General features: G+C 62.8%; 24 protein-coding genes. 6 read left to right on the top strand and 18 right to left on the bottom strand.

Annotation, left to right across the window (positions count from 1 at the left end):
- Positions 1 to 29: 29 nt before the first annotated feature.
- From HR9077_RS05095 to HR9077_RS05035, 13 genes are all read right to left on the bottom strand, one after another.
- On the bottom strand, positions 30 to 1037 hold the full coding sequence (locus HR9077_RS05095; RefSeq protein ID WP_136065800.1) for a TRAP transporter substrate-binding protein: 1008 nt from the start codon (positions 1035 to 1037) through the stop codon (positions 30 to 32).
- A 196-nt stretch (positions 1038 to 1233) separates the two neighbouring features.
- On the bottom strand, positions 1234 to 2436 hold the full coding sequence (locus tag HR9077_RS05090; protein WP_136065798.1) for a benzoate/H(+) symporter BenE family transporter: 1203 nt from the start codon (positions 2434 to 2436) through the stop codon (positions 1234 to 1236).
- 122 nt (positions 2437 to 2558) lie between these two features.
- Positions 2559 to 3800, bottom strand: a complete 1242-nt coding sequence (locus HR9077_RS05085; protein WP_136065796.1) for a benzoate/H(+) symporter BenE family transporter — start codon at positions 3798 to 3800, stop codon at positions 2559 to 2561.
- A 63-nt stretch (positions 3801 to 3863) separates the two neighbouring features.
- Positions 3864 to 4988, bottom strand: coding sequence for an NAD(P)-dependent alcohol dehydrogenase (locus tag HR9077_RS05080; protein ID WP_136065794.1), 1125 nt, complete (start codon positions 4986 to 4988; stop codon positions 3864 to 3866).
- A gap of 53 nt (positions 4989 to 5041) precedes the next feature.
- Complete coding sequence (locus tag HR9077_RS05075; protein ID WP_136065792.1) at positions 5042 to 6508, bottom strand: benzaldehyde dehydrogenase; 1467 nt, start codon at positions 6506 to 6508, stop codon at positions 5042 to 5044.
- 2 nt (positions 6509 to 6510) lie between these two features.
- A complete protein-coding gene (gene salA, locus HR9077_RS05070; protein ID WP_136065790.1) occupies positions 6511 to 7809 on the bottom strand; it encodes a salicylate 1-monooxygenase in 1299 nt (432 codons plus the stop codon).
- Positions 7810 to 7973: 164 nt separating this feature from the next.
- A complete protein-coding gene (benD, locus tag HR9077_RS05065) occupies positions 7974 to 8759 on the bottom strand; it encodes a benzoate diol dehydrogenase BenD (RefSeq protein WP_136065788.1) in 786 nt (261 codons plus the stop codon).
- Positions 8756 to 9817, bottom strand: coding sequence for a benzoate 1,2-dioxygenase electron transfer component BenC (benC, locus tag HR9077_RS05060; protein WP_136065786.1), 1062 nt, complete (start codon positions 9815 to 9817; stop codon positions 8756 to 8758). Before benC ends, benD begins: the two co-directional genes overlap by 4 nt.
- A 29-nt stretch (positions 9818 to 9846) precedes the next feature.
- Positions 9847 to 10338, bottom strand: coding sequence for a benzoate 1,2-dioxygenase small subunit (gene benB, locus HR9077_RS05055; protein ID WP_136065784.1), 492 nt, complete (start codon positions 10336 to 10338; stop codon positions 9847 to 9849).
- Between the two features lie 14 nt (positions 10339 to 10352).
- Positions 10353 to 11723 carry a Rieske 2Fe-2S domain-containing protein gene (locus HR9077_RS05050; protein ID WP_136065782.1) on the bottom strand — a complete coding sequence of 457 codons (1371 nt, stop codon included), beginning with the start codon at positions 11721 to 11723 and terminating at the stop codon, positions 10353 to 10355.
- A 126-nt stretch (positions 11724 to 11849) separates the two neighbouring features.
- Positions 11850 to 12785 carry a catechol 1,2-dioxygenase gene (gene catA / locus HR9077_RS05045; RefSeq protein WP_136065780.1) on the bottom strand — a complete coding sequence of 312 codons (936 nt, stop codon included), beginning with the start codon at positions 12783 to 12785 and terminating at the stop codon, positions 11850 to 11852.
- A 68-nt stretch (positions 12786 to 12853) separates the two neighbouring features.
- A complete protein-coding gene (gene catC / locus HR9077_RS05040) occupies positions 12854 to 13144 on the bottom strand; it encodes a muconolactone Delta-isomerase (RefSeq protein WP_136065778.1) in 291 nt (96 codons plus the stop codon).
- Positions 13145 to 13185: 41 nt separating this feature from the next.
- Positions 13186 to 14307: a muconate/chloromuconate family cycloisomerase gene (locus tag HR9077_RS05035; RefSeq protein ID WP_136065776.1), complete on the bottom strand. Its 1122-nt coding sequence runs from the start codon at positions 14305 to 14307 to the stop codon at positions 13186 to 13188.
- A 105-nt stretch (positions 14308 to 14412) separates the two neighbouring features.
- Here HR9077_RS05035 and HR9077_RS05030 point away from each other — a divergent pair, with 105 nt between their 5' ends.
- The 6 genes from HR9077_RS05030 to HR9077_RS05005 all read left to right on the top strand — a co-directional run bounded on the left by HR9077_RS05030 (position 14413) and on the right by HR9077_RS05005 (position 20771).
- The gene (locus HR9077_RS05030; RefSeq protein ID WP_136065774.1) at positions 14413 to 15315 is read left to right on the top strand and encodes a LysR family transcriptional regulator; all 903 of its coding nucleotides are present in this window, start codon (positions 14413 to 14415) and stop codon (positions 15313 to 15315) included.
- Between the two features lie 329 nt (positions 15316 to 15644).
- Complete coding sequence (locus HR9077_RS05025; protein WP_136065772.1) at positions 15645 to 16388, top strand: ribonuclease activity regulator RraA; 744 nt, start codon at positions 15645 to 15647, stop codon at positions 16386 to 16388.
- 196 nt (positions 16389 to 16584) lie between these two features.
- On the top strand, positions 16585 to 17448 hold the full coding sequence (locus HR9077_RS05020) for a Bug family tripartite tricarboxylate transporter substrate binding protein (RefSeq protein ID WP_244613046.1): 864 nt from the start codon (positions 16585 to 16587) through the stop codon (positions 17446 to 17448).
- Positions 17449 to 17622: 174 nt separating this feature from the next.
- Entirely contained in the window at positions 17623 to 18126 is a 504-nt protein-coding gene (locus tag HR9077_RS05015) for a tripartite tricarboxylate transporter TctB family protein (protein WP_136065768.1), read from the top strand.
- A 3-nt stretch (positions 18127 to 18129) separates the two neighbouring features.
- Entirely contained in the window at positions 18130 to 19659 is a 1530-nt protein-coding gene (locus HR9077_RS05010) for a tripartite tricarboxylate transporter permease (RefSeq protein WP_136065766.1), read from the top strand.
- A 416-nt stretch (positions 19660 to 20075) separates the two neighbouring features.
- Positions 20076 to 20771, top strand: coding sequence for a FadR/GntR family transcriptional regulator (locus tag HR9077_RS05005; RefSeq protein ID WP_136065764.1), 696 nt, complete (start codon positions 20076 to 20078; stop codon positions 20769 to 20771).
- Positions 20772 to 20910: 139 nt separating this feature from the next.
- Here HR9077_RS05005 and HR9077_RS04995 read toward each other — a convergent pair whose 3' ends face one another.
- The 5 genes from HR9077_RS04995 to dctP all read right to left on the bottom strand — a co-directional run bounded on the left by HR9077_RS04995 (position 20911) and on the right by dctP (position 25365).
- On the bottom strand, positions 20911 to 21870 hold the full coding sequence (locus tag HR9077_RS04995; protein ID WP_136065762.1) for a CobW family GTP-binding protein: 960 nt from the start codon (positions 21868 to 21870) through the stop codon (positions 20911 to 20913).
- A 247-nt stretch (positions 21871 to 22117) separates the two neighbouring features.
- On the bottom strand, positions 22118 to 22417 hold the full coding sequence (locus tag HR9077_RS04990; RefSeq protein ID WP_136065760.1) for a cupin domain-containing protein: 300 nt from the start codon (positions 22415 to 22417) through the stop codon (positions 22118 to 22120).
- Between the two features lie 8 nt (positions 22418 to 22425).
- Positions 22426 to 23748 carry a TRAP transporter large permease gene (locus HR9077_RS04985; RefSeq protein WP_136065758.1) on the bottom strand — a complete coding sequence of 441 codons (1323 nt, stop codon included), beginning with the start codon at positions 23746 to 23748 and terminating at the stop codon, positions 22426 to 22428.
- Complete coding sequence (locus tag HR9077_RS04980; RefSeq protein ID WP_136065756.1) at positions 23735 to 24304, bottom strand: TRAP transporter small permease subunit; 570 nt, start codon at positions 24302 to 24304, stop codon at positions 23735 to 23737. The genes HR9077_RS04985 and HR9077_RS04980 overlap by 14 nt, the downstream gene beginning before the upstream one ends.
- A 14-nt stretch (positions 24305 to 24318) precedes the next feature.
- Positions 24319 to 25365, bottom strand: a complete 1047-nt coding sequence (dctP, locus tag HR9077_RS04975; protein WP_136065754.1) for a TRAP transporter substrate-binding protein DctP — start codon at positions 25363 to 25365, stop codon at positions 24319 to 24321.
- Positions 25366 to 25375 lie beyond the last annotated feature (10 nt).

Raw genomic sequence — 25375 nt, 5'->3', positions numbered from 1 at the left:
TGAAAGGCTAAAAGCTAGCAGCGATTCTCCTAGAGCTTGTCAAGCTCGGACGTAACAGTATTATAATAACTCATGCCTTCCGGACCGGAGTCTTCCGCCATATCCTTCCAGGCCTTATGGGCTGCTTCAACAAAGGTGGCAACATCGGCATCGCTGAACTCGGGAAGCACTGTAATACCCATTTCCTTACGTTCTTCACGAGCGGCTTCTTCCCGCTGAGGGTCCACCGCCTTCGCCTTGGTGATCTCCCAGATTTCTTCACCGGCCCTGGAAAGCGCTGTCTGCTGACTTTCGCTCAGGCTGGCCCATGTTTTATCGCTGACACCGAACATCCATGGGGAGGCAGCCCAGGGGTGCAGATAGGATTCATAGTCTGTAACTTCCTGAAGCGAGACGGTCTTGGCCACTGTCGAAAGGTAATAGGCGCAATCAACCACGCCGGTCTGCAAGGCCAGGTACATGTCGTTCTGCGGAATGACCTGCGCGGAAATACCCAGATTGTCGAAGGTGTCGACTAGATGGCCGGACCACACCCTGACTTTCTTGCCCTCGAGCTCTTCCAGTGTATTGACCGGCTCCTTGCAGTGGAGGCCGACATCGAACACCGGGGCAACAACACCGCCAATGGTATGAATGCCCCATTTGGCATAGCCCTCTTTATAGATATTCCGCAGTGTCGGCAATATCTTTAAATGCTGATCCGCCTCGGTGATGGCTCCTTGAGCATAAACGGATGCCAGCTCGGGTGCATCACGATTGTAGTACTCGCCATACAACAAGGATATATCGACCATGCCACGCTGCATAATGCGCAGCATATCCGCATCCTTCAGCCCTAACGAACCGGCATGATAGACATTGACCGTCAAGTCGCCATTGGAATACTGTTCGACAAGATCTGCGAACTGTTGCAAATAAGCTGCTTCCGGGCGTGACTGAGCGAGTCCGCTGTGGAACTTTAAGGTTCGAGCTTCTGCGACACCGAAAACGGCAATTTGCCCACCAACCAGCAATCCAGCGATTATTTTCTTGTTCATTTTGACACCCGAAAGCGACACAACATGTATTAGCGTTATATCCTTAAGCTTGCCCCTTGAGGAAATCGAGACATCCCCAGAAACGACCTTGGCGTATGCATTAACGCCAGGCATGCTTCATGAATTTCAAGAAATGGGCCAGCTTTCAAAACTCGGATAGTTCATCGTGAAGAACCGTCACTCATGAACAGCTTGGTCATTTCCCAAGAGGCAACTGGCAATAAGTTCGGCGCTTACGGTAGTGGCGATGCAGTAACGCGTAAGCCACGCAACCGATCACCACGCCCCAGAATGCGGCGCCAAGGCCGAACAGGCTCAGGCCCGAAGCGGTGACCAGGAAGGTGATGACGGAGGCCTCACGATGGTCCTCGGCCTCGATCGCCGTCATGATATTGGCGCTGATGGCCCCGATCAGTGCCAAGCCGGCCAACACGGCAACGAACGCCCCCGGCAAGGCGGCGAACAGGGCAACGATAGCGCCCGCGAAGCAGCTTCCGACCAGGTAGAACAGGCCGTTGGCGATACCGGCGACATAGCGCTTGTCCGGATCTTCGTGGGCATCCTTGCCGGTACAGATCGCCGCGGTGATCGCCGCGACCACGGTTGTGATACCGCCGAACAGTGCCGTAACCAGGGAGGTCAGGCTAGTCACGCTGATGATCGAGCGTGCCGATGCCGCATAGCCGGCCTCGCGCATGATGGCCATGCCGGGCAGGAACTGCCCCGTCAGGCTCACCAGCACCAGCGGGATAGCCAGGCTCAAAGTGGCATGCCAGCTCCATTCGGGGGCGATGAACACCGGCGACGCCAGTTGCCAGCCCACGCCATCCAGGGAGGCGTCCTCCAGGCCGATGGCCAGTCCGGCACCGGTCAGCAGCAGCAGGATCAGGCAGTAGCGCGGCATCAGGCGCTTGAACACCAGATAAGCCATCAGCATGCCTAATGCCAGCACGGGCGTGCCCTCGATGGCCTGGAAGGCTCCCAGCCCGAACTGGAATAGAATGCCCGCCATCATGCCCGCCGCGATACCCCGGGGAATTGCCTGCATTAGCCGGTCGAAGGTGCCCGTGACACCGATCGCGAAGATGATCAGCGCAGCGGTCAGGTAGGCGCCCACCGCCTCATTGAGCGAGAGTTCGGGAAAGAGTGTGACCAGCAGCGCCGTGCCGGGCGCCGACCAGGCGGTGACCACCGGGGCCTTGAGCCACACGCTCAGAAAGATGCCGGAAACCGCCGCGCCCATCGAGATGGCCCATACCCAGGAGGTCATCATCGCCGGCGAGACGTCGGCGCTCTGGGCGGCCTGGAAGAAGATGGCCAGCGGCCCGGCGTAGGAGACCAGCACCGCCACGAAGCCGGCGGTGACGGCGGGAATCGACCAGTCCTTGAAGCGCCGCATGGGAGTTCCTTGGAATGACGAGGGCGGAGACGCCGAGCAGGCGCCGCCGCGGGATAAAAGAAGGCCGTGCTGCCAGGCAGCGACGGGGCAACGAAGAAGCCTCTATCGCGCGGGGCCCGCCGTCAGGCGCCGGGCTCGTGGGCCGCCCGGCGAATGAACTCGAAGTCGCTGGTTTCGAAGATCAGCGAGATGAACACCCCCAGCACCAGGGCCCAGAAGGAGGCGCCGATGCCCAGGATCTGCAGCCCCGAGGCGGCGATCAAAAAGGCAAACAGCCCGCCCATCTCGTGCTTGCCGCCGGCGAACGTCATGTACATCGCCGAGGTGATCACCTTGAGCAGCGCCAGGCCGGCAACGATGGCGACGAAGTAGGACGGCATCGCCTCGATCAGGCTGATCACGTAGCCGTAGAAGGGGGCGCCCGCCACGAAGATGGCCCCGGCGATCACCGCCGCCACCCAGCGCTTGTCCGGCCTGCCGGCCTCGGGCGAGGAGCAGATGCCGGTCATCGGCGCGGCGATGCAGGTGCTGTGCAGGTTGAAGAACGACGAGATCATGGTCGCGAAGCCGCCCACGGCGGTGATGGCGTTGGCCGGCACCTGCTTGTAGCCCATGCCCTTGACCAGCCCCACGCCGGCGGGGGTTTCCATGCCCACCAGGATCAGCGCCAGCGGCAGGCCGTAGGCCAGGAAGGCCTCCAGGGTGAAGGTGGGCACGATGAACTCGGGGAAGGTCACCGAGAACGCCACGCCGGAGAAGTCGATGCCGGCATAGGCCATGTAGGCGATGCCGGCCAGCATGGCCACGATCAGCGGCGGCACCCGGCGCAGGAAGCGGGCCGACAGGAAGAAGGCCAGGATCATGATTGCCGCCGGCAGCATGGCGTTCTCCAGCGGCGCGACCATGTTGAGGCCGAACTTGAGCAGAATGCCGCCGACCATGCCCATGACGATCGGCATGGGAATCAGCTTCATGACGATGCCCATCACCCCGGCCAGCCCCGCCACCAGCGAGATGGCCCCGGCGATCAGCGAGGCGCCGAGCGCCGCTTCCACGCCGACAACCGGAATGATCGCGGCGAACAGCAACGCCCCGGGAATGGAGTTGGCCATCGGCAGCGGCAGCCGGTAGTAGGCGGGCATGATCAAGCCGAACAGGCCGTTGATCATCAGGTAGGCGATGACCCAGATCATGATGAACTGCGGATCGAGCCCTGCGGCGGTACCGGCGCCGACGTGGATCACGCTGGCACTGATGCCGAATAGCCCGGCCACGATCCCCGCGCTGACGTTGTCGACGTCGAGATCGCGGATGAAGTCGGCGGGCGCGTGCTTCAGGCTGATGCCCTTTTCGAGATGTTTCATGGTGTGCTCCCGGATTGTTGTTGGAATAAATGACGGCGCCTTTCCCGGCAATGGCGCTCCCTGTCAGCGCGACAGCCGCAGGACCGGCTTCAGCGTGATTCCTTTTTCACTGTCGGCGGCTGCCTGTTCGATGTCGGCGAAGTCGTAGAACTTCACCAGTCGCTCGAACGGAAAGCGCCCCTGCATGTGCAGCTCGACCAGCTGCGGGATGAAGCGCCGGGCCACGCTGTCGCCCTCGACGATGCCGCGGATGCTCTTGCCGCCCAACAGCAGGTCGTTGACGTCGAACGCGGCTTCGGTACCCAGCGCCGGCGCCCCCACCACCCCGAGCACGCCCAGGCCGCCGAGCGCATCGACGCCCTGGCGCAGTACCTCGGGCCGCCCCGTCGATTCCAGCGCGAAGTTCACGCCGCCATCGCTCAGCTCGCGAACGCGCTCGACCACGGATTCCTTGCCGGCATTGATCACGTGGGTCGCGCCCAGCGCCAGGGCCAGTTCGAGCCGTGAGTCGATCATGTCGACGGCGATGATGGTGGTGGCGCCGGCGACGCGGGCGGCCATGACCGCGGAGAGCCCGACCGCACCGGCGCCGAAGGCGCAGAAGCGGCTGCCGGGCATGACGCCCAGCGTATTGATGACCGCGCCGGCGCCGGTCTGAATGCCGCACCCGAGCGGGCCCAGAAGCTCGAGCGGCGCCTCCCGGCTCACGCGCACGGCGTTGTTTTCACGACTCAGTGCGTAGGTGGCAAAGGAGGACTGACCGAAGAAATGATCGTGCACGGGCTGGCCGTTGGCGTCACGGAGCGCCTGCTGTCCGTCGGGGCCGGCGCCGCTGAAATTGCGGGCAAAGAACTCGTCGCAATAGGAGGCGTGGCCCGCATCGCAGGGTCGGCAATCGCCGCAGTGGGCGTAGCTCAGCACCACGTGATCGCCGACCTCGAGCGAGTGCACCGCCGGGCCCACCGCCTCGACCACGCCGGCGCCTTCATGGCCCAGTACCGCCGGCAGCGGCACCGGGTAGAGCTGATCGCGCACGATCAGGTCGGTATGGCACATGCCGGTAGCCACGATCCGCACCAGCACCTCGTCTTCGCGGGGCGCCCTGAGCGTCATGTCCTCCAGTTGAAACGCGCCGCCCTTTTCCCGCGTTACCGCTGCCTTGATGGCTATCTGATTGCTGGTTGTCATGAGTCACCTCGATGTCGGATCAAACGCGCCCGGTTCCTGCCGTGCGCGAACGTTTACAACGGATAGACCGGCGCCTCGCTTTTCAGCGTCAGCCACTGCCACTGGGTGAATTCGTCGAGATTGGCCGGGCCGCCGACCGCGGTTCCGTTGCCGGAGGCCCCGACGCCGCCGAAGGGATTGATCACTTCGTCATCGACGGTCTGGTCGTTGATGTGCAAGAGCCCGGTATTGAGCCGCTCGCCCAGTCGCAGGGCGCGCCCGACATCGCGGGAAATCACGCCGGCGGAAAGGCCGTACTCGGTGTCGTTGGCAAGGCGCACCGCCTCGTCGTCGCTGTCGAAGGGAATGACCACGGCCACGGGCGCGAAGGTTTCCTCGTGAAAGAGCGGGTTGTCGGGCGTCACATCGCAGACCACCGCCGGCTGGAAAAAGAGCCCCCGGGTCTCGCCGCCGCCCCGGACGCTCGCCCCGGCCTCGCGGGCGCGGGCCAGCAGGTCGACGGCATGGTCGCGCTGGCCCTCATCGATCAGGGGGCCGAGGGCCACGTCTTCGATGGCCGGGTCGCCGACGCTCAGGCCCCGCGCCCGCTCGGTCAGCCGCTCGACGAAGGTGTCGTAGATGGCCCGATGGACCAGAATGCGGCCGCAGGACATGCAGATCTGCCCCTGGTGCAGATAGGTGCCCCAACTGGCGTTGCTGACCGCCTGCTCGATGTCGGCATCGTCCAGCACGAGAAGCGCGTTCTTGCCGCCCAGTTCCAGCGAGACCTTCTTGAGCTGAGCGCCGGCGCGTTCGCCGATCTTGCGCCCGGCGGCGGTGGAGCCGGTGAACTGGATCATCGCGATGTGCTTGTCCTCGACCAGCGCCGAACCGACCTCGCGGCCGCCCGGCAGCACCGACAGCACACCGGCCGGAAGGCCTGCCCGCTCGAACAGCCGCGCGATGGAGAAGCCGCCGCACACCGTGGTGCGCGGATCAGGCTTGAGCACCACGCCATTGCCCAGCGCCAGTGCCGGCGCCACCGCGCGCATGGCCAGATACAGCGGGAAGTTGAACGGCGCGATCACGCCGACCACACCCAGCGGTCGCCGCCGGGCCAGGCTCAGTCGACCGGGCGTTGACGGCAGCACCTCGCCGGCCGCCGTCGACGGCAGCTCCGAGGCCTTGTACAGCGCCTTGATCGTCAGCATGACTTCGAACGCGGCCTTGGCCGGCGTCGAGCCGCTCTCGAGCACCAGCCACCGCTCGATCTCCTGACGGTGCGTCTCGGCCAGCCGGGCGGCCTGGCGCAGCACCTCGGCCCGGTCGTCGTAGGGGTGTTCGAACCACTCGGCGGCGGCGTCCCGGCCGGCTTGAGCGGCGGTGGCGACCTGGGCGGCGTTCCCGGTGGCCGCCCGTCCCAGCGTCTCGCCGCTGGCCGGCGCACGCACGGTCAGCGCCTCGCCGTTGCCCTCGACCCAGTGCCCGGTAAATAGACGTTCCTTCCAGAGTGACGAACCTAGCAGGTGCTCTTCAGCCATTGTCATGCTCCATGGTGGGGGTGGGCGTTCGCCATCGTGGCCTGTATCGCTGTCACAACGCGCTCGGGGTCGGCGGACCACAGCCAGTCGAAGCGGGTTTCCAGCTCGCGGGCGAGTTCGGCGTCAGCGCAGGCGCGCCAGGGCCCGCGCCGCTCGTAGAGTTCCCCGGCCTCGAACGAGGTGCGCTGCACGTCGCTGGCATGAGGCCGGCGACGTCGGTCGAATTCGGCCAGTACCGCGCTGACCCGATCCCGGTCGCAGGCGGTGTCGCCCAGCAGACGGCTCAGCACCCAGGCATCTTCCAGCGCCTGACCGGCGCCGGCGCCCTGGTGGGGAAGCATGGCGTGGGCGGCGTCGCCGATCAGCAGCACCCGTCCGCGGTGATAGCCCGGCAGCGGCGCGATGTCGTGCAGCGCCCAGCGCGTGGGCTGCTCGATGCAGCCGAGAATCGCCTGGGTGGCCTCGCCCCAGTCGGCAAACGCCGCCAGCATGCGCGACTGCGACACCTCCTCGACCCAGGCGTCCGTCACGGCGGCGCGGGGGCGGGGCAGGGCGCTGTCGGTCTCGAACGCCACCACGTTGACCACTTCACCGCCCTTGACCGGGAAGGTCAGCAGGTGCCGGTCCTCGCCCAGCAGCATCTGCGGCACCCGGGCAAGCCGCGCATCCGCGCCCCGGCGCGTCAGCTCGGTTTCAAGCGTCGTGCGCGGGATCAGCCCCCGGTAGGCGTAGGTGCCGCTGAAGCGTGGCCCGGTATCGCCGTAGCGCTCGACGGGCAGCACATGGGCGCGCAGTACCGACTTGATGCCGTCGCAGCCGATCGCCACGTCGCACTCGGCGTGGGTGCCATCGATAAACGACAGGCGCACGCCGTCATCGCTCTGGGTCACCTCGCAACAGCGTTTGCCGAACCGGGCGATGCCGTCGGGCAGGCAGGCCACCAGGCTGTCGAGGAAATCGGCGCGATGCACCGAGGACTGGCCGCACCCCGGGGCCAGCGTGGCGGTGATGTAGCGGTCGTCGGCGCCGTGGCGCCATTCGAACCAGACGTCCTCGAACGGTGCCGGCGAGCCATCCGCCACCCGACGGTAGGCCTCGCCCAGTTCGAGCTGCTCAATGGCGCGCACCGCGTTGGGCCCGAACGAGACGCCGGCGCCGATTTCGGAAAACGCCTGCGCCGACTCGAACAGCGTCACGTCGAGATCGGCGTGGCGCGACAGGCCGATGGCCAGTGCCACCCCGCCGATGCCGCCGCCGACGATGCCGACTCGAAGGCGAGCGGGAGTCGTGGTGAGTGTCATGGAGAACCTCCTTGGAACAACGGCGCCAGACGCCTGGCCGCCGGTCGCCGTGGTGCGAACAGGGGTCCTTGAATCAATGGCATGAGGTGTGACTCCTGGCAGTGTTGTTGATGAAACCGCCACCGCCGGACGTGAAGCGAATCGCGGGGCACTCGCCCCGTGACTTATCCGCTGTCTCCGCCCGCCACCGGCACCACCGTGCCGGTGATATAGCTGGCCTCACTTGATGCCAGGAACAGGATCGGCGCGGCCTGCTCGTCCAGGCTGCCGTAGCGATGCATCAGGCTGCTCGCCAGGGTCTGGTCGATATGCACCTGGAACCAGGCCCGCTCCTGCTCGCTGCGTGCTTCGGGCGTACCGCGCGAGATCCTGCGCGGTGGCGCTTCGGTGCCGCCCGGTGCGGTGGCGACGACGCGAATCCCGGCATCGGCATATTCGAACGCCAGCGAGGCGGTGATCGCATTGATGCCGCCCTTGGCGGCCGAGTAGGGAATGCGGTGAATGCCCCGCGTGGCGGCCGACGAGACGTTGACGATCACGCCGCCGCCCTGCTCGACCATCGTCGGCAGCACCGCCCGGCAGCACCACAGCGTGGGCATCAGCGAGCGGGTGATCTCGGCGCCGATCTCGGCTTCGCTGAATTCGACGAACGGCTTGAAGTTGATTGCCCCGCCGACGTTGTTGATCAGGACGTCGATGCGCCCGAAGCGATCAACGGTCTGGCGCATGACGCTTTCGGCGCCCTCCCAGGTCTCGAGATCGGCCTGCAAGGCCACGGCATCAAAGCCCTGGTCGTTGAGCGCCGTCGCAACTTCATGCACGAGCTCGGACCGGTCGACCAGCGCCAGGCGTGCGCCCTCCGCGGCGGCGCGTTCGGCAACCCGCCGCCCGATGCCCTGGGCGGCGCCGGTAACGACCATGACGCGGTTCGTGAAGCGGGCCGTGCTCATGCGACCTCCTCGCTGACCGGCGTCTGGCTGGGCGCGAACTTCTCGTAATGGAAATTCGCCGGCTGGATGCCCTGTTCGCGAAAATACGCCAGCACCGCGTCGACCATCGGCGGCGGTCCGCACAGGTAGACGTCGAAGTCCTGGCCGAGCGCGTCATGGTCCATATGATGGGTCACGTAGCCCTTGCGGGGATGCGCGCTGGCGTCGTCGACCACGACCGTGGTGTAGGAGAAATCCGGCAAGCGCTCGGCGAAGGCGTCGAGGGCATCGCACTTGACCAGATGATCGTCCTTGTTGACGCCGTAGAGCAGATGAATCGGCTGAGCGCAGACCTCGCCCTGGTCGTGCCTGTCGGCCAATGACTCGAGCATCGACAGGAACGGCGCCAGCCCGGTGCCGCCGGCCAGCATCAGTACCGGCCGCTTGACCTCGCGCAGGTAGAAACTGCCCACCGGTCCGGTCATGATCAGGCTATCGCCGGGCTTGGCCGCCCCGGTCAAGTAGCCGCTCATCAACCCGTTCGGCACGTTGCGGATCAAGAAGGAGGCATGCTTGTCGCCCGGTCGCGAGCTGAACGAGTACGAGCGCGTCTCGTCGCTGCCCGGCACCTGGATGTTGATGTACTGGCCGGGCAGGAAGGCCAGCTCGGCTTCCTCGTCCTGATTCTCTCCATCCAGCGCTACAACCAGCTCGATGCTGTCGTCCGAGAGCTGCCCGACCCGGGCTATCTGGCCGGTCATCTCGCCGGGCCGGGTCTTGCACAGCGTCGAGGCCACCGGCACCTGGATGACGCAGTCGGACGACGGCACCATCTGACAGGTCAGCACCTTGCCTTCGGCTTCCTCCTCCTCGGAAAGCGCCTCCTCCAGATAGTCGTCGCCCAGGTCGAACGCACCCTGCTCGCACTGGCCCTTGCAGGTGCCGCAGACCCCGTCGGAGCAGTCCATCGGCAGGTTGATCTTCTGGCGATAGGCGGCGTCGAGCACCGTCTCCCCTGCCTTGCAGGTGATGAAACGGGATACGCCGTCCTCGAAGTTGAGCGCAACGGTATAGCTCATGGTCGGTCTCCTCCCACCGCGATCAGCGATCAGACGTGATAGACGTCGATGACCTGGTGGATATAGTCGTTGTTGAGTATCACGACTTTCTTCTCGATCAAGGGCTTATCGCCGGACACATCCAGGGTGTAGAAGGAGGTACCGAAGAACTGGTTGGTCTGCTGGTAACGGTGGCTCAGGGTGTGCCAGTTGAAACGCAGCTCGACCTTGTCGCCCTCCTGGCCCAGTACCTCCAGGTTGGAAACCTGGTGGGTGGTGCGCGGCTCGGGAATGCTGGTCGCCCCGGAGCGCTCGGTCTTGATCCGGTAGACGCGGTCCTCGAGCCCCTCGCGGTTGGGGTAGTAGATCAGCGAGATCTCGCGCTGCGGGTCCGTGGTCAGCCGATCGTCGTCGTCCCAGGCCGGCATCCAGAAGGTGACGTCCTTGCTGTAGCACTCGAGCCACTCGTCCCACGCGCGGTCGTCGAGCAGGCGGGCCTCGCGGTAGACGAAGGCCTGGATCTCCAGAAAGTTCATGCTCATGGCGGTACCCTCCTTTACGACGCCGACGCGGCAGGAATGAACTGGCTGCGTTCCTTGTCGATGGCGCGCAGCATCTCCTCGACCCAGTGCTTGTGATGCATCACGTACAGGCCTTCATCCTCGGGCGATGCGCCGCTCAGCAGCGGCTTCATGTCGATGGCCCTGGCGTTGTCGTCGGCCCCCTCGATCCATTGCCTGGCGCCGCGACTCAGGTCGTTCCACTCGGCATCGAGGCCGGCGTAGCCGTTCTGGCAGGCGCGGAACTCCTCCAGGTCGTCCGGCGTGCCCATGCCGCTGACATTGAAGAAATCCTCGTACTGGCGGATACGCAGCGCGCGATTCTCGGCCGACTCGCCCCTGGGCGCGAAGCAGTAGATGGTCACCTCGCTCTTGTCCACGGCGAGCGGACGGATCACCCGAATCTGGGTGGAAAACTGGTCCATCAGGTAGACGTTGGGATACAGGCAGAGGTTGCGGGTCTGGTTGACGATGGAGTCGGCCCGGGCTTCGCCCAGTTCGGCCTCGATCTCGTCCTTACGGCTGTAGACCGGGCGCACCTCGGGGTTGAGCAACCGCGTCCACAGCATCATGTGGCCGTTCTCATAGGAGTAGAAACCGCCCAGGCTCTTCGACCAGCCATTGGCGTCCACCGCCTTGGTGCCGCCGGCATCGTAGTTGCGCCGCTCCATGGTCGAGGAGTAGTTCCAGTGCACGGTACTGACGTGATAGCCGTCGGCACCGTTCTCGGCCCCCAGTTTCCAGTTGCCGTTGAAGGTATACGACGAGGTGCCGCGCAGGACCTCGAGGCCTTCCGGGGCCTGGTCGACGATGTTGTCGATGACCTTGGTGGTCTCGCCGAGGTGCTCGACCAACGGTTGGACGTCGTCGCTCAAGCTGCCGAACAGAAAGCCCCGGTAGTTTTCGAAACGCGGCAGGCGCTTCAGGTCGTGCGATCCGTCCTGCTTGAAGCCTTCCGGATAGGCACCGGTCTTCTCGTTCTTGGCCTTGAGCAGCTTGCCGTCGTTCTTGAACGACCAGCCATGGAACGGGCAGGTAAAGGTACCCTTGTTGCCGCGCTTCTTGCGGCACAGGGTGGCACCGCGGTGGGCGCAGGCATTGATCAGCGCATGCAGCTCGCCCTGCTTGTCGCGGGTGAGGATCACCGGTTGACGGCCGATGGTCACGGTCATGTAGTCACCCGGCTCGTCGAGCTGGCTCTCGTGGGCCAGGAAGACCCAGTTGCCTTCGAAGATATGCTTCATTTCCAGCTCGAAGAACGCCGGGTCGGTGAACATGCTGCGATGGCAACGGAAGACGCCGCCTTCCGGATCGTCGACCACCGCTCCGCGAACACGGGTTTCGAGACGATCAAGCTGTGAGGTCATGATCTTGCTCCTGTTTCTCGTCGAGCCTTCCCTGCAGCCCGGCGTTCTCGGGACACGGCGTCCCCCGCCCATCGCCCGTGGCGCCGGCTTGCATTCGAGAAGGGTTATCGCATTTCGAAGGCGGCTTCAGGCCTGTTCGAGGGCGCGCGGGCGCTTGTGGCGGTCCTGCAACTCGCGCACCGCGGTCGGCGTCAGCTCGATATCGAACACCACCTCGGTGAACGGGCCTTCCAGGCCGCGTTTCTCGGCCTCGGCGGGCTCCTCGATGCGCGTGCCCGGGACGACCAGTTCCTCGCGGGTGGCGAAGGCGAAGTCGTCGTAGGTGTACTTGTCGCCGGCCAGGTTGATCTGGGTAGTCAGGTGCTTGTGGCCCGGTGCGGAGACGAAATAGTGGATATGCGCCGGGCGTTGGCCATGGCGGCCCAGCGCGGAGAGCACCTGCTCGGTGGGGCTCTCCGGCGGCACGCCGTAGCCGGAGGGGATGATGCTGCGCACCCGGTAGCGCCCTTCGGCATCGGCCAGGATGGTGCGTCGCAGGTTGTAGTCGGACTGCGAGGGATCGAAGAAGGAGTAGTTGCCCTTGGAGTCGGCGTGCCAGATCTCGACCTGGGCGCCGGGGACCGGGTCGCCGTGGGTATCGCGGACCTGGCCGGTCAGCCACATCACCTCGGCGTCGGTATCGGAGCCATCGTCCATGCGCGCCTCGCCCTCGGCGACCGGGGCGCCGGCCACGTACAACGGCCCTTCGATGGTACGCGGCGTGCCGCCATCCAACCGGGCCTGTTCATCGGCGGCGTCCATGCGCATGTCGAGGTAATGATCGAACCCCAGCCCCGGGGAGAGCAGACCCGCCTGCTTCTCGGCGCCCAGCTCGTTGAGCAGGCTGACGGTCGCCCAGTACTCCTCGGGAGTGACGTCGAAATCGTCGATCAGCCGGTAAAGATCCGACAGCAGACGATGCATGATCCGCTTGGCGCGATCGTTGCCACCCGACTGGTCGAAGCCGCTGACGGCCTTGAGGAAGTCCTGGACTTCGGGGGTGTCGAAAATCTTGACGTTCATGGCTTCACCTCATCTCATCTTGTCGTTTTATACCCGCTGCCGGCGGGTGCATGGCGTGCTCGGGGGTGTCAGCTGTCGTCCTCGCGAATCGCGGATGGATGGCGACACAGCGGCTTGACGCTGACCCGCATGTAGGGGAACAGCGGCAGGTTGCCGACGATCTCCTGCAACTCTGCGTTGTCCTCGACATCGAAGATGCTGACGTTGGCGTAGCTGCCGGCGACCCGCCACAGGTGCCGCCACTTGCCCTGGCGTTGCAGGTCCTGGGCATAGGCCTTCTCGGCGGCCTTGATCTCGGCGGCACGCTCGGCCGACATGTCCGGCGGCAGCATCACGGTCATTTCCACCTGAAACAGCATGGGTCTCTCCTCGTTGAGTGGATGTCCGGTCTCGCGGCGCGTCAGTGCTTGCGCCGGTAATGCGCCAGCTTGTCCTCGTCGAGCTGGATGCCCAGCCCCGGGCCGCGCGGCAGGTCGACGCCGAAGTCGTGGTAGCGCAGCGGCTCGGCGACGATGTCGTCGGTGAGCAGCAAGGGGCCGAACATCTCGCTGCCCCAGGCCAGGTCGTCCAGCGTCGCCCAGGCGTGCAGCGCGGCGGCGGTGCCGATCGTGCCTTCGAGCATGGTGCCGCCGTACAGGCCGATACCGGCCGCCCGGGCGAGGTGCGCCAGCTCGAGCGCGCCGCTGGGGCCGGCCGCCTTGGCGATCTTCAGCGCGTAGGCGCCACCGAACCCGCCAGCGGCCAGGGCGAAGCCGTCCTGGGCATCCTGCACCGCTTCGTCGGCGAGCATGGGCACATGGAATCGCTGCGACAGACGAATCAATGCGGCGTGATGGCGGGCCGGTATCGGCTGCTCGATCAGCTCGATGCCGGCGTCCTGCAATGCCGCAATGCCGCGTACCGCCGACGCCTCGTCCCAGGCCTGGTTGACGTCGACGCGCACGCTGGCCCGGTCGCCCAGCGCCGCCTTGATGGCCGCCACGTGACGGACGTCGTCGTCGACGGCGTTGGCACCGATCTTGAGCTTGAAGCTGCAGTGGCGACGATCATCGAGGCGCTGGAAGGCTTCATCGATATCCTTGTGGGTATCGCCACTGGCCAGGGTCCACAGCACCGGCAGATGCTCGCGCTGCGCCCCGCCGAGCAGTTCGGCCACGGGAAGCCCGAGACGCTTGCCCTGGGCGTCGAGCAGTGCGGTTTCCAGCGCCGACTTGGCGATGGCGTTGCCGCGCACATGGCGGTTCATGCGCGTGCGCAGGCGATTGACGTTGGCCGACGGCTCGCCGATCAGCAGCGGCGCCAGGTAGGTATCGATGTTGCACTGGATGCTTTCGGGGCTCTCCGGGCCGTAGCTCAGCCCACCGATGGTGGTGGCCTCGCCAAGCCCCTCGATGCCATCGGAATGACGCATGCGCACGAGCACCAGCGTCTGGCAGGCCATGGTGGTCATCGACAGCTTGTGCTGCCGGATGGTCGGCAGGTCGACCAGGTGGGTTTCAATGGTGTCGATCACGGCGGACATGCGTGGCTCCCGAATTGCGCCCTGTGAAGGATTGAAGGCAGTCTGATTGCGCCTCGGGAATGAAACCAATATCGTTTGGGTGCCCTGCCATACCCTGGAGGTATCATGGAACTGCGTCACCTGCGCTACTTCGTGGCCGTGGCCGACGAGCTGAACCTGACCCGAGCCGCCCGCCGGCTGAACATGGCGCAGCCGCCTTTGACCAGGCAGATCAATCAGTTGGAGGATGAAGTCGGCGTCACACTGTTCGAGCGAAGCCGGCGGGGGCTGGCCCTGACCACGGCGGGCCAGTTCTTCTACGAGCATACCCTGCAGGTACTGGAGAAACTCGACACCACCATTACCGCCACCCGACACATTGCACGCAGTAACCTGTTGATGTTCGGGATAGGTTTCGTGCCTTCGCTGTTCTACGGCCAGCTGCCGATGCTGGTGCGTGGATTGAGACAAAAGAATAACGTCGAGTTGTCGCTGGTCGAACTGACCACGGTGCAGCAGATCCAGGCGCTCAAGGCCGGACGCATCGATATTGGCTTCGGCCGCCTGCAGATCGATGACCCCGAGGTGGAACAGGAAGTTCTCTTCGAGGAGCCGATCATTGCCGCACTGCCCGCCGGGCATCCGCTAGCGCACACCCGCCCCACCCTGGCCGAGCTTGCCCAGTACCCGCTGATCCTGTTTCCGGCGTCGCCCCGGCCGAGCCTCGCCGATCTCATGCTGGGCCTGTTCCGGCGTCGTGGACTCAAGGTCAGCGTGGCCCAGGAAGCCCATGAGTTGCAGACGGCTCTCGGCCTGGTTGCCTCGGAGCTGGGGGTGACGCTGGTTCCCGAGCAAGTCGGCCGACTCAAGCGTGACAACGTCGTTTACGTGACGCTCGCCGAACAGCACATCACCACACCGATCATCTGCAGCCGGCGCCGCGGCGAGCAACCCTCACAGGCCATGCAGGAAGCCAATGCCATCCTCGAGGTGCTGGTGGAAAACCGGCGCAGCGGCCGCTACCCCTGAAGGCACCGCCAGGAAGCGAAAGCGCCATTCATCAGGATCTGCGCGAGGCTGGTGAAGCCGGCGTCAAGCACCGCGGCTGGCGGCCCTTTAAATACAAATATTTCCATATAATACCTATGTCTAAGAAGACATGACGCTCGCCGACCGGGCCGAAAAATTCAATTCAATATATTGATATTAAAGTAATTTTAGAAATCTTGCATGTAAAAACCTGACCTTTCATAGGCCTCTTCTTCTTCAGAAACCCAATATTTGTAAAAAGTTGTTTGAAACCGGCTTGGGTGCTTCCTATAGTGGGTCCATCACCCACACAGCGACTCGGCCGAGCCATGAGCGTAATCAACGACTACCCCCACGATGAACTCTCCGACATCACCCGCGAGCGCCTGGTGCGGGCCTCGACCGCCTCACTGCATACCTTGCTGCACAAGCGCGGCCTGAAGAACACCTATATCCAAAACGTCGGACGCATGAACCACTCCCAGGTCAAGATGGTGGGGCAGGCCTACACACTGCGCTATATCCCTGCCCGTGAAGACCTGGACGTGGTCGCCACTTTCCATGACCCCCAGCATCCTCAGCGTCTCGCGGTGGAAAGCGTGCCGCCGGGCCGCGTACTGGTCTCGGACTGCCGCCAGGATGCCAGCGCCGCCAGTGCGGGAAGCATTCTGCTGACACGGCTCCAGGTCCGCGAGTGCGTGGGCTTCGTATCCGACGCCGGCGTTCGCGACTCGGAGTATGTCGAGACGATGTCGATGCCCGTGTTCTGCACCAAGCCCAGCGCGCCGACCAACCTGACCAAGCATCACGCGGTGGATATTCAACGGCCCATCGGCTGCGGCGGCGTGCCGGTCTACCCGGGGGATGTCCTGGTGGGTGACGGCGATGGCGTCATCGTGGTGCCGCTCGAGCTGGCTGACGAGGTCGCCGAGGAAGCCGCCGGAATGGAAGCCTTCGAAGCCTATGTGCTCGAGAAGGTGAACGCTGGCGCGGCGGTCATTGGCCTGTATCCGCCCAACGAAAAGGCCCGCGAAGAATATCAGGCCTACCTGCGGAGCCAAGCGACTCGCTGACGGCAGCGAGTCGCTTCGATCCGCCCACAATCATAATATTCAGGAGTCGCCAATGTTTGCTTTCGATAACCTGGCCCGGTCTGCCCATCAACGTCTCGCCCGCGGTGTCGCGGGTGGAGTGCTCGCTGGCACAGTGCTGGCTGGCGCGGTGATAGGGCCTCATGCGCATGCCGATTTTCCTCAGCGGGATATCCGCATGATCGTGCCATGGCCCGCCGGCGGCGGTGCCGATGCGATTTCACGCAAGATCAGCAGCCTGGCGGAACAGTCGCTGGACACGTCCATCTACGTCGAGAACATCGGCGGAGCGGTGACCGCCACCGGCCTGATGCAACTGGCCAAGGCGCGGCCCGACGGTCACACCATCGGCGTGCTCACCTACGACAGTGTCATCACCCTGCCCCGCGGCAACATGGTGCCGGGCTATTCCCTCGACAGACTCGCGCCCTTTGCTCGTGTCACCCAGGAGGCAGACTCCATCGTGGTGTCGAAGCAGTCGGGCTTCTCTTCCTATGAGGAACTGATCGAGGCGGCCGAGGCCGACCCGGGCACGGTGCGCATTGGCGTGGCGCCCCAGGGGTCGGGTCCGTACCTGGCCGTGCGCCGGCTGGAAGCGGCCACCGGCGTATCCTTCAACGTCGTTTCTTACCCGGGCTCGTCCACCGCCGAGACCGAGGCGCTGCTGTCGGGCGAGATCGACGCGGCGATCTCGAGCCTGGGGGACTTCTCCGGCATCCTGTCGTCGGGTGATGCCATCGGGGTGGTCGAGCTGTCTTCCGAACAGAACCCGGCCTACCCCGAGGTTCCACCGATCAGCGAATTCGGGGTGGATCTCGAGACCGGCAGCTTCATCGTCCTGGCCGCCCCGGCCAACACGCCCGAGGACACCCTCGACACCCTCGAGTCCCTCTATCACGAGGCCTATTCGAGCGACGAGTTTCAGCAGTGGGTCACCAGCATCGGCGTCACGCCGGGCTGGCTTGGCAGCGAGGAAGTGACGGAGTGGATCGACGACTATCAAGAGCGGACCTACGACGCCATGGATGAACTGGGCCTCTAGGCGCCTGACGGCCCGGCGAGGGAAGGTTGCCCCCCTTCCCTCGCCGATACCGAGTTTCGCTGGCGCTTCATCGCAGGGAAGGCGGGATGCCCATCGAGAACCTGCCGCCCCTCGGGACCTCAACGATCATTGTGTAGCCGGCTTCCCGTGGCAGGAGGCCGAGAGAGGTGTTGCATGTCTTGTCGAGCTCCTTATTTTCTCAGGCGCGCGCTTCGTTCCGGAGCGGCCTGGTTCCATGGCGTACTGGCGCTGTTGTCGCTGGGGTATCTGGCGGGCAGTATCGCCATGGGGCCTCCCGTCGCCGGGGGCAAGCTCACGCCTTCTTTCTTTCCCTTGCTGGTCGGTGTACTCGCCGTGCTGCTGTGTACGCTGCAGTGGTGGGCGGCGCTCCGTGCCGGGCCACCTTCCTCCTCCGCGGCGAGCGCGCAACGTTCCGAGTCGAGGCGTCGGTGGCCGCCCGAACTTCTTCTGATGCTGGCGACCCTGGTCTATGTGCTGAGTTTCCAGACGCTGGGTTACGGGCTTTCCACCCTGGCTTATGTGCTGGTGGTGATGCTGTTCTTTTCGGGACTCGAGAAATGGCCGATCAAGGCCGTCATCGCCCTGGCGATTACCGCCCTCGGGTTTCTGATCTTCAATGAAATCTTCAATATCCGTCTGCCGACGCTGTGGGGATGACGCATGGACTTCATGATGCAAGTGGCGGCCAGTTTCGGCCTGTTATTGAATCCCACGGTGCTGTTCTATGTAGTCGCGGGTTTTCTGGTAGGCACCCTCTTTTCGGCGATTCCGGGCTTGACCGCCACCCTGGCGCTGGCGCTGCTGTTGCCGTTGACCTACAGCCTGGATGTGACCACCGCACTGATGGCCTGTGCGAGCATCTATATGGCGGGGATGTGCGGGGGGAGCATCACGGCGACCACCATCAATATCCCGGGGGCGCCGTCCTCGATGATGACGGCACTGGAAGGCTATCCCATGCAGCAGCGGGGCGAAGGCCCCCTTGCGCTGGGCCATGCGGCCTTCGCCTCGATGATCGGCGGTGTCTTCGGCGCAGTGCTGCTGGTCGTGCTGGCACCCCTGATCGCCGATCTGTCACTGCTGGTACAGACCACCGGCAAGTGCGCGTTGATCCTGTTCGCCCTGATCGTCATCGTGATCGCCCAGCGGGGCAATGTGCGCCGCGCCGCGATCTCCGCCTGCCTCGGCCTGATGCTGGCCACGGTCGGACTGGACGCCATGATGCCGATAGCCAGGTTCAGCTTCGGCATGGGCGAACTCGCCGCGGGCATCGACCTGATGCCGGTGATCATCGGCACCTTCGCCATCAGCGAACTGCTGACCCAGCTTGCCGGGAATGCCGAGGCGCGTCGCATCCGCGAGCGACTGAAAGGGGTCGCGCGGATTCGTCGCCGGGACTTCATCCCACCCTACTCGGCCATTCGTCGCATTGGCGCGGCCTGCTACCTGAAGTCGTCCCTCATCGGCTATCTGGTCGGCACCCTGCCCGGCGCCGGCGGTTCCATGGGTGGCTTCCTGGCCTACGTGGAAACGGTTCGGACCTCCCGTGAGCCGGACAGCTTCGGCAAGGGCAACCCCCAGGGCATAGCAGCGGCGGAAAGCGCCAACAACGCGGTCTGTGGTGGCGCCCTGGTCCCCATGCTGACCTTTGGTATCCCCGGTGATCCGATCACCGCCATCGTGCTGGGGGTATTGGTGATCAACGGGATCCAGCCCGGGCCGCAACTGATGGAGTCACAGGCCGGGCTGATTGCCCCCATGCTGGCTTCGCTCATCTTCAGTGCGCTGATCCTGATTCCGCTGACCATGTACCTGCTGGGTCCGTACTTCATCCGCATCGTCAGGATTCGCCGTGACGTACTGTTCGGCACGATCGCGATGCTGGCGGTGGTAGGGAGCTATGTCGCGACCTACTCGACCTTTCAGATGATGATGACCCTGCTCCTGGGCGTGCTGGCCTTCTACCTGAGACAGTACGGCTATCCGGTGGTGACGCTGCTGCTCGGGTTCATCCTCGGGCCGGGGCTCGAAGAGTACCTGCGACGCACCCTGACGCTGTCCAACGGCGATCCATCGGTCTTCCTGACCGAGCCCGACAGCCTGTTCTTCGTGCTTTTGACGCTGGTATTCATCTACTTTCTGGTCATTCGAAAGCCGGTGCAGCTCAAGAGTGGCGAGAGTCCGGGCTGACTCTTTCTCGTCAATTCCTTCAAGTTTGCTGCCGGGGCCGCTTGGCCTCGGGCTGACGGAGTGTCTTCCAATGAAGCATGATTTTCCGCTCGCCTCTTGATCCTGGTATTCATCCTCGGTCCAATCATCGAGGACGACGTCATGCGCTCGACGTTGAAATCCGGCGAGTATCCGGTGGCCCTTGTCGATCATCCACTCGCGCGGGCTGGCCGGCCTCGCCATCGTGGGCTGGGCGATGATCGGCACTAACGCCGCCTGGAGGCCTCCCGGGGAAAGGACCTACTTTCTAGAGCACATTCCAGGACCCGAGAACGTCGGTTTTCCCGGGCAGAAGGCAGCTGGCTATCTACGACCGAATGGATACGCCCCCCCTGTCGCACAATAACGGGGGCGGGCTCTGACCGGAGCAAGGCACTATGGCAGGCGACGAAAAATTTTCACTGGCTTCGGCGGTCTACGAAAAGATCCTGGCGGCAATCATCGACGGCCACTACCCGGTTCACAAGAAGCTCCCGACCGAAGCCCAGTTATGCCAAAGATACGAAGTCTCTCGCCCCGTGCTGCGCGACGCACTGGCCCGGCTCAAGGAAGACGAGCTGGTGGTCTCTCGGCGCGGGTCCGGCAGCTTCGTGATCCGCCAGCCCGACAGCGCCGTCTTGCAGTTTGCCCCCATCTCGAGCATTGCCGACATCCAACGCTGCTTCGAGTTTCGCGCCGACGTGGAATCCCGGGCGGCACACCTCGCGGCGATGAGGCGCACGCCGGAGCAACTGGAGCATATACGTCATTGCTACGACGTCATAGGCAAGGCAAACGCGCGGCAGGACCTGGCCACCGATGAAGACTATCGCTTTCACCTGGCCATCACCGAGGCCGCCAGCAACCATTACTATATTACCGTGCTGAAATCCCTCAACGAGAGTATCAAGGAGGGCATGAACCTGACCCGGCGGCTCTCGCTGATGGCATCGCGGGAGCGACTGAAACTGGTTCAGGACGAGCATCTGGCCATCGTCGAGGCCATCGCCGACAAGGATGCGGAGCGCGCCGAAGCCGCCATGCGCTCCCATATAGGCAACGCCCGCCATCGCATGTTCGAGGGAACTCAATAAGGCCGGTGCCGTCGGGCACCGACGCGCTCCCGAGCGACTACATCACGTCGCCGCTGTTGGGTCCGAGGGTCTGGCCAACGTAGAGATCGCCGTCCAGCGAAGCGGCCAGCATCAGCGCCGTCGGCGCTACAGAACTTAGTTACCCTGGACCAGAAAGAGTCGTCAGCCGCTCCAAGCGCAGGGAGAGCCATTCCCAGAGAGACGCCGAATCTTCACCTATGAATACCAACCGGTTCTCGTTCTTTGTCACATTATCAAGCTCCCAACTGATCAATCGGCCTGCCGCACGCTGCAAGGCCAAGACCCGACCATCGCTAAGATTAACGATGCCCTTGAAGCGCACTACCTCCTTGGGAAAACCCTGTAAAAGCTCATGCAGTTCGTCCATGTTCACGGTCCCCTGAGATTCCCAACTCAGTGTCTTGAGTCCCAGTGCTTCGATACTAGTCACCGAAGGAGGGCCGGAGCGCACGCGGCGAAACGACGTCTCGTCTAATGTCGACCAAAAGATGAACTCCGCGGGTAGTGCTGCCTGAGTCACTCTCACGTGGCGAGTCCCGGGAAACAGGACCGCCTGCTCGAGCAGTGCGATAGTCTGCTCATCTACAAGATCAGTTTTATTGATCAAGACAAGATCCGCGTTATCGACCTGTGAAGCTATGAGATGCCGCAGGGCCGGGCTCAAGCCAGTGTAATCCAGCGCGGCATCAACCAGCGTGATGACTGCGTCCAATCGTGCCCTCGCGCGGATGCGGGGATATTGCAGCACGTTCACCACCCGCTCCGGATCCGAAACGCCGCTACATTCAATCAACAAATGATCTAGTTGCTCTCCACTACGACGGATCATCGACTCGATGGAAGACGAAAGCTCACCCTGCAAGCTGCAGCATACGCAGCCATTGCTCAGAGTAATCAGATCCTCTCGGCGCTCATCAATGAGCGCTTCATCGATATTGAGTGCGCCGAAATCATTGACCATAACCCCTAGCCGGCGACCACCGGAATGATGCAGCAAATGGTTCACCAGCGTCGTCTTCCCGGCCCCCAAGAAGCCCGCCACTACAGTAACTCCAAGCTCGGCTGTAATGCTCTGCATCGTTCTCTCCAATATCTAGAAATTCGCAAAGCATCTCGTAGGGATCGATAACGTACCGTGGCAACCGCCACCAGAATCACGAAATTCAAGCGTGCTCATGTGCCCGCCACTACATTCACCTGATGCTCACCGGACGGTGCAGCACGAAGCCTTCGTTGCAATGGTGCTGCTGCATCCGGTTCATCACAAAATTGCACGGTCCCAGCCGAATGCCCGCGACTAGTCAAAGGTCAACTTGCAACCCTAGCTAGTGGCTTTCCTTGAATTCAATCTCGACAAATGCGAAATGGCCGGTGCCCGCGTTGATGACGTTGTGTTCCACGCCAGCCAGGCCGCGATAGGAAACGCCGGCCTTGACGCAACTCTCGTTGTATCCCTCGGCGGTATGCAGAAGCATCTTTCCATCAACGAGTGGCACGACGACGTAGTCATGGAAATGATGATGCCAACCGGTCTCTGCGCCTGGCGCGAAATCCCAGCGAGTCACGACAACCTTGTCATCTTCGAGCTGCCGAATCGATGCGGCCGACAATGGTCGATGGGACATGAAACCTCCTACTCGAAGATAAGCTCGGGCAACCATAGGGCAATCTGCGGGAACAGCACCAGCAGCACGATACCTAGCACCTGCATAGCCAAGAACGGAACCACCGACCGATAGAGATCACCCGTCGTCACTTCAGGAGGCGCCACTGAACGCATGTAGAACAGGTTATAGCCGAAAGGCGGCGTTAGGTAGGCGCTCTGCATCGACAGTACGAACAGAATGGCGAACCAGATCGGGTCGAAACCCAATGCTTCTATGATAGGGACATAGAGCGGCACGGTAATAAATAGAATTGCAGAGTCATCCAGAAACATGCCCAATACGAGATAGCTGAGCAAGATCACTGTCAGGACAAGGTAAGGACTGAGTTCTGCAGCCATTATCTGGCCTACGATCGCCTGGCCAGCCCCCAAGGCAATATATATCTTCGAAAAGATCACCGCACCGATCATGATCCACATCAGCATACCCATGATCCGTGCCGTGCTGAACAGAGCACTATTGAGCATCGACACGTTGAGCCTGCCATGAGCCAGAGCGCAGAGCATAGCGCCAAAGGCGCCTAGCGCTGAGGCCTCGGTGGGCGAGGCCACACCGACCGCCATCGTTCCCAAGACCACGACGATGAGAGCGCCGGGCAGCACCATGGCTTTAAGTGCGATGATCTTTTCCCAGGCACTGATCCGCTCGGACACCTCTATGGGTGGTCCCAGCTCCGGGTTGCGATAACAGCGAATGCCTATGTAGAGCATGTAAATGGTGGCCAGCATCAGGCCAGGCATGATGCCCGCGGCGAACAGCTTACCTACCGACTCGCGAGTCAAAAAGGCATAGAGGATCATGACCAACGAGGGTGGGATCAGGAAACCCAACGCTCCCCCTGCCATGATGGAGCCTGCCGAGAGCTGTTTGCTGTAACCGCGTTTGAGCATGGCAGGCAACGCTATCAATCCAAGGCTGACAGTGGCAGCGCCAGTAATCCCCACCATGGCAGCAATCAGGGCACAGATTACGACGGTACCCATGCCCAGACCACCGCGCACGCCTCCCATGATCTTGTAGATCATTTCGAAGAGGTCATCGGCGATGCCGGAGCGCTCCAGCAGCATCCCCATCAGAATAAACAGCGGCAGTGCGACCAGAATAAACTCGTTCATCAAGCCAAAGACCGAGGGCAGCATGATGCCCAAGCTATCCGGCCCCCAGATCCAGTAACCGAAACCGACCCCCACTCCCATCAAAGTCCAGGCCAATGGCATCCCAAAAAACATCAGGATCAGCATGGCCCCGAACATCAACAGCGTAAGCAGTATTGGATCAATGCTTACCATGTGAATCCCCCCGGTTGTCGGTGGATTGGCCGGCCGAAGGGTCCGCCTCCAGGGGGTGGCCCAGCAAGGTACACAGTTCACGCAGGGTATTGGCCAACATTTGCAGCATGATCAACAATACGGCTACCGGAATCATCACTTTCACCGGCCAGATGATGGGTGCCCAGGTGCTACGGAACGAACGTTCCTGCATGGCCACAGACTGCATGGCAAACTCGTAAGCGCTCTCGAGTAGCAGCGTAAGCAGAATCAGCGTGAGCACACCGATAATGAAGGAAAGCAGTGCTTTTCCTTTTACGGAGAGACGCTGATAGAAGACGTCGATCCGCACATGGCCATGCCATTTCTCGGTATAGGCACCAGCCAGAATTGCGTAGACGCCATAGGTCAGGGTCGAGGCCTCATGTGCCCAGTTGGTCGGTGAGCTAAGCAGTTGCCGCGACGCCACCTCATAGACCAATATGCAAACCAGAATGAAGCCAAGCCAGGCAACGAATCGCCCGAGCCACTCGCTCAGGCGATCCTGCCAACGAATCCAGACGTGAAGCAGGTGCATCGTTTGGCTCCCAGTCACTCGAGACGACCCTTATCACGGGCCATATCGCGAATCATCTCGATTGCCTCGGCGGCTTGGGGTGACTTTTCGGCCTCCTTGTCCCAGACTTCCTGAGCCGCCTCGGTCATCGCCAGCACATCACTCTCTGGCAGCGTGGTAATATCGAACTGGTGAGCTGCCTCTTCGTTCCATTCCTCGAACTTTTCATGACGATAGTCGGCCCACTCCGCAGTGACTTCCGTGAAAATCACTTGGAGATCACCCGGCATACTGTTCCAGACATTCTGGTTGACCAAGACGTTATCGACGAAGCCCGGATACAGCATGTTCATTTCAGTGTAGTGGGTAGCCACCTCATTGAGCTTGAGCACCGAATAGTCGTAAGGCCCGCCATAAATCAGACCATCGATGGTGTTAGTGCTCAGGGCTATATAAAATTCCTGCGGCGGGATATAGACCGTGGGAATATCGAAGTGATTGAGCACTGCGGATACAGACGGAGTCGCGCGAATCTTGAGCTCACTCATATCGGCCAGAGATTCGACCGGTTCCTTGGTAAGCAGATCAAACTTTCCGCCAAAAACCGGCACGGTGTAATGAACGCCTTGTTGAGCATAGTTCTCGGCCAGCAGTTCCCCTAGGCCTCGCTCGCTCCAGAGCTCCTGCGCCTCCTCGAGGCTGGTCCAGGCCATGGGAATGCCAGACTCGAGCACGGCAGTGTCCATTTGCCCCCCCCAGTAGCCGCCATAGCCATAAATGGCCTGCAGAGTGCCACTGCGTAGTGCGGCGAACATCTGACCATTGGGAAGCAGCTCGCCGCCACGAAAGATATTCAGCTTGATTCGGCCATCGCTGGCTTCGGCCAGCATGTCCTTATAACGCTGGAAGATCGCATCCTCTTCAGTACCGGTGTATCGCTGCATACGGATCTCGATGACCTCACCGTCCTGAGCCAGCGCAGTGATCGGAAAAGTCATCGTACTTCCGGCCAGCGCCAGACAAGCCAAGCCGGCCTTGACGGAAGCGGTAAGGGGGCGAGGGATTAACTTGTTATTATCCATGGGGTTTCTC

Origin of the sequence: Modicisalibacter radicis (genome assembly GCF_900961225.1) — a bacterium.
GTDB lineage: Bacteria > Pseudomonadota > Gammaproteobacteria > Pseudomonadales > Halomonadaceae > Modicisalibacter.
The sequence above is the reverse complement of the archived record's forward strand: the minus strand, read 5'-3'. Positions and strand labels throughout refer to the sequence as shown.

Coding starts and splice junctions, on each gene's coding strand:
- HR9077_RS05095 (WP_136065800.1), bottom strand. CDS start 1,037: ATGAACAAGAAAATAATCGCTGGATTGCTGGTTGGTGGGCAAATTGCC.
- HR9077_RS05090 (WP_136065798.1), bottom strand. CDS start 2,436: ATGCGGCGCTTCAAGGACTGGTCGATTCCCGCCGTCACCGCCGGCTTC.
- HR9077_RS05085 (WP_136065796.1), bottom strand. CDS start 3,800: ATGAAACATCTCGAAAAGGGCATCAGCCTGAAGCACGCGCCCGCCGAC.
- HR9077_RS05080 (WP_136065794.1), bottom strand. CDS start 4,988: ATGACAACCAGCAATCAGATAGCCATCAAGGCAGCGGTAACGCGGGAA.
- HR9077_RS05075 (WP_136065792.1), bottom strand. CDS start 6,508: ATGGCTGAAGAGCACCTGCTAGGTTCGTCACTCTGGAAGGAACGTCTA.
- salA (WP_136065790.1), bottom strand. CDS start 7,809: ATGACACTCACCACGACTCCCGCTCGCCTTCGAGTCGGCATCGTCGGC.
- benD (WP_136065788.1), bottom strand. CDS start 8,759: ATGAGCACGGCCCGCTTCACGAACCGCGTCATGGTCGTTACCGGCGCC.
- benC (WP_136065786.1), bottom strand. CDS start 9,817: ATGAGCTATACCGTTGCGCTCAACTTCGAGGACGGCGTATCCCGTTTC.
- benB (WP_136065784.1), bottom strand. CDS start 10,338: ATGAGCATGAACTTTCTGGAGATCCAGGCCTTCGTCTACCGCGAGGCC.
- HR9077_RS05050 (WP_136065782.1), bottom strand. CDS start 11,723: ATGACCTCACAGCTTGATCGTCTCGAAACCCGTGTTCGCGGAGCGGTG.
- catA (WP_136065780.1), bottom strand. CDS start 12,785: ATGAACGTCAAGATTTTCGACACCCCCGAAGTCCAGGACTTCCTCAAG.
- catC (WP_136065778.1), bottom strand. CDS start 13,144: ATGCTGTTTCAGGTGGAAATGACCGTGATGCTGCCGCCGGACATGTCG.
- HR9077_RS05035 (WP_136065776.1), bottom strand. CDS start 14,307: ATGTCCGCCGTGATCGACACCATTGAAACCCACCTGGTCGACCTGCCG.
- HR9077_RS05030 (WP_136065774.1), top strand. CDS start 14,413: ATGGAACTGCGTCACCTGCGCTACTTCGTGGCCGTGGCCGACGAGCTG.
- HR9077_RS05025 (WP_136065772.1), top strand. CDS start 15,645: ATGAGCGTAATCAACGACTACCCCCACGATGAACTCTCCGACATCACC.
- HR9077_RS05020 (WP_244613046.1), top strand. CDS start 16,585: ATGATCGTGCCATGGCCCGCCGGCGGCGGTGCCGATGCGATTTCACGC.
- HR9077_RS05015 (WP_136065768.1), top strand. CDS start 17,623: ATGTCTTGTCGAGCTCCTTATTTTCTCAGGCGCGCGCTTCGTTCCGGA.
- HR9077_RS05010 (WP_136065766.1), top strand. CDS start 18,130: ATGGACTTCATGATGCAAGTGGCGGCCAGTTTCGGCCTGTTATTGAAT.
- HR9077_RS05005 (WP_136065764.1), top strand. CDS start 20,076: ATGGCAGGCGACGAAAAATTTTCACTGGCTTCGGCGGTCTACGAAAAG.
- HR9077_RS04995 (WP_136065762.1), bottom strand. CDS start 21,870: ATGCAGAGCATTACAGCCGAGCTTGGAGTTACTGTAGTGGCGGGCTTC.
- HR9077_RS04990 (WP_136065760.1), bottom strand. CDS start 22,417: ATGTCCCATCGACCATTGTCGGCCGCATCGATTCGGCAGCTCGAAGAT.
- HR9077_RS04985 (WP_136065758.1), bottom strand. CDS start 23,748: ATGGTAAGCATTGATCCAATACTGCTTACGCTGTTGATGTTCGGGGCC.
- HR9077_RS04980 (WP_136065756.1), bottom strand. CDS start 24,304: ATGCACCTGCTTCACGTCTGGATTCGTTGGCAGGATCGCCTGAGCGAG.
- dctP (WP_136065754.1), bottom strand. CDS start 25,365: ATGGATAATAACAAGTTAATCCCTCGCCCCCTTACCGCTTCCGTCAAG.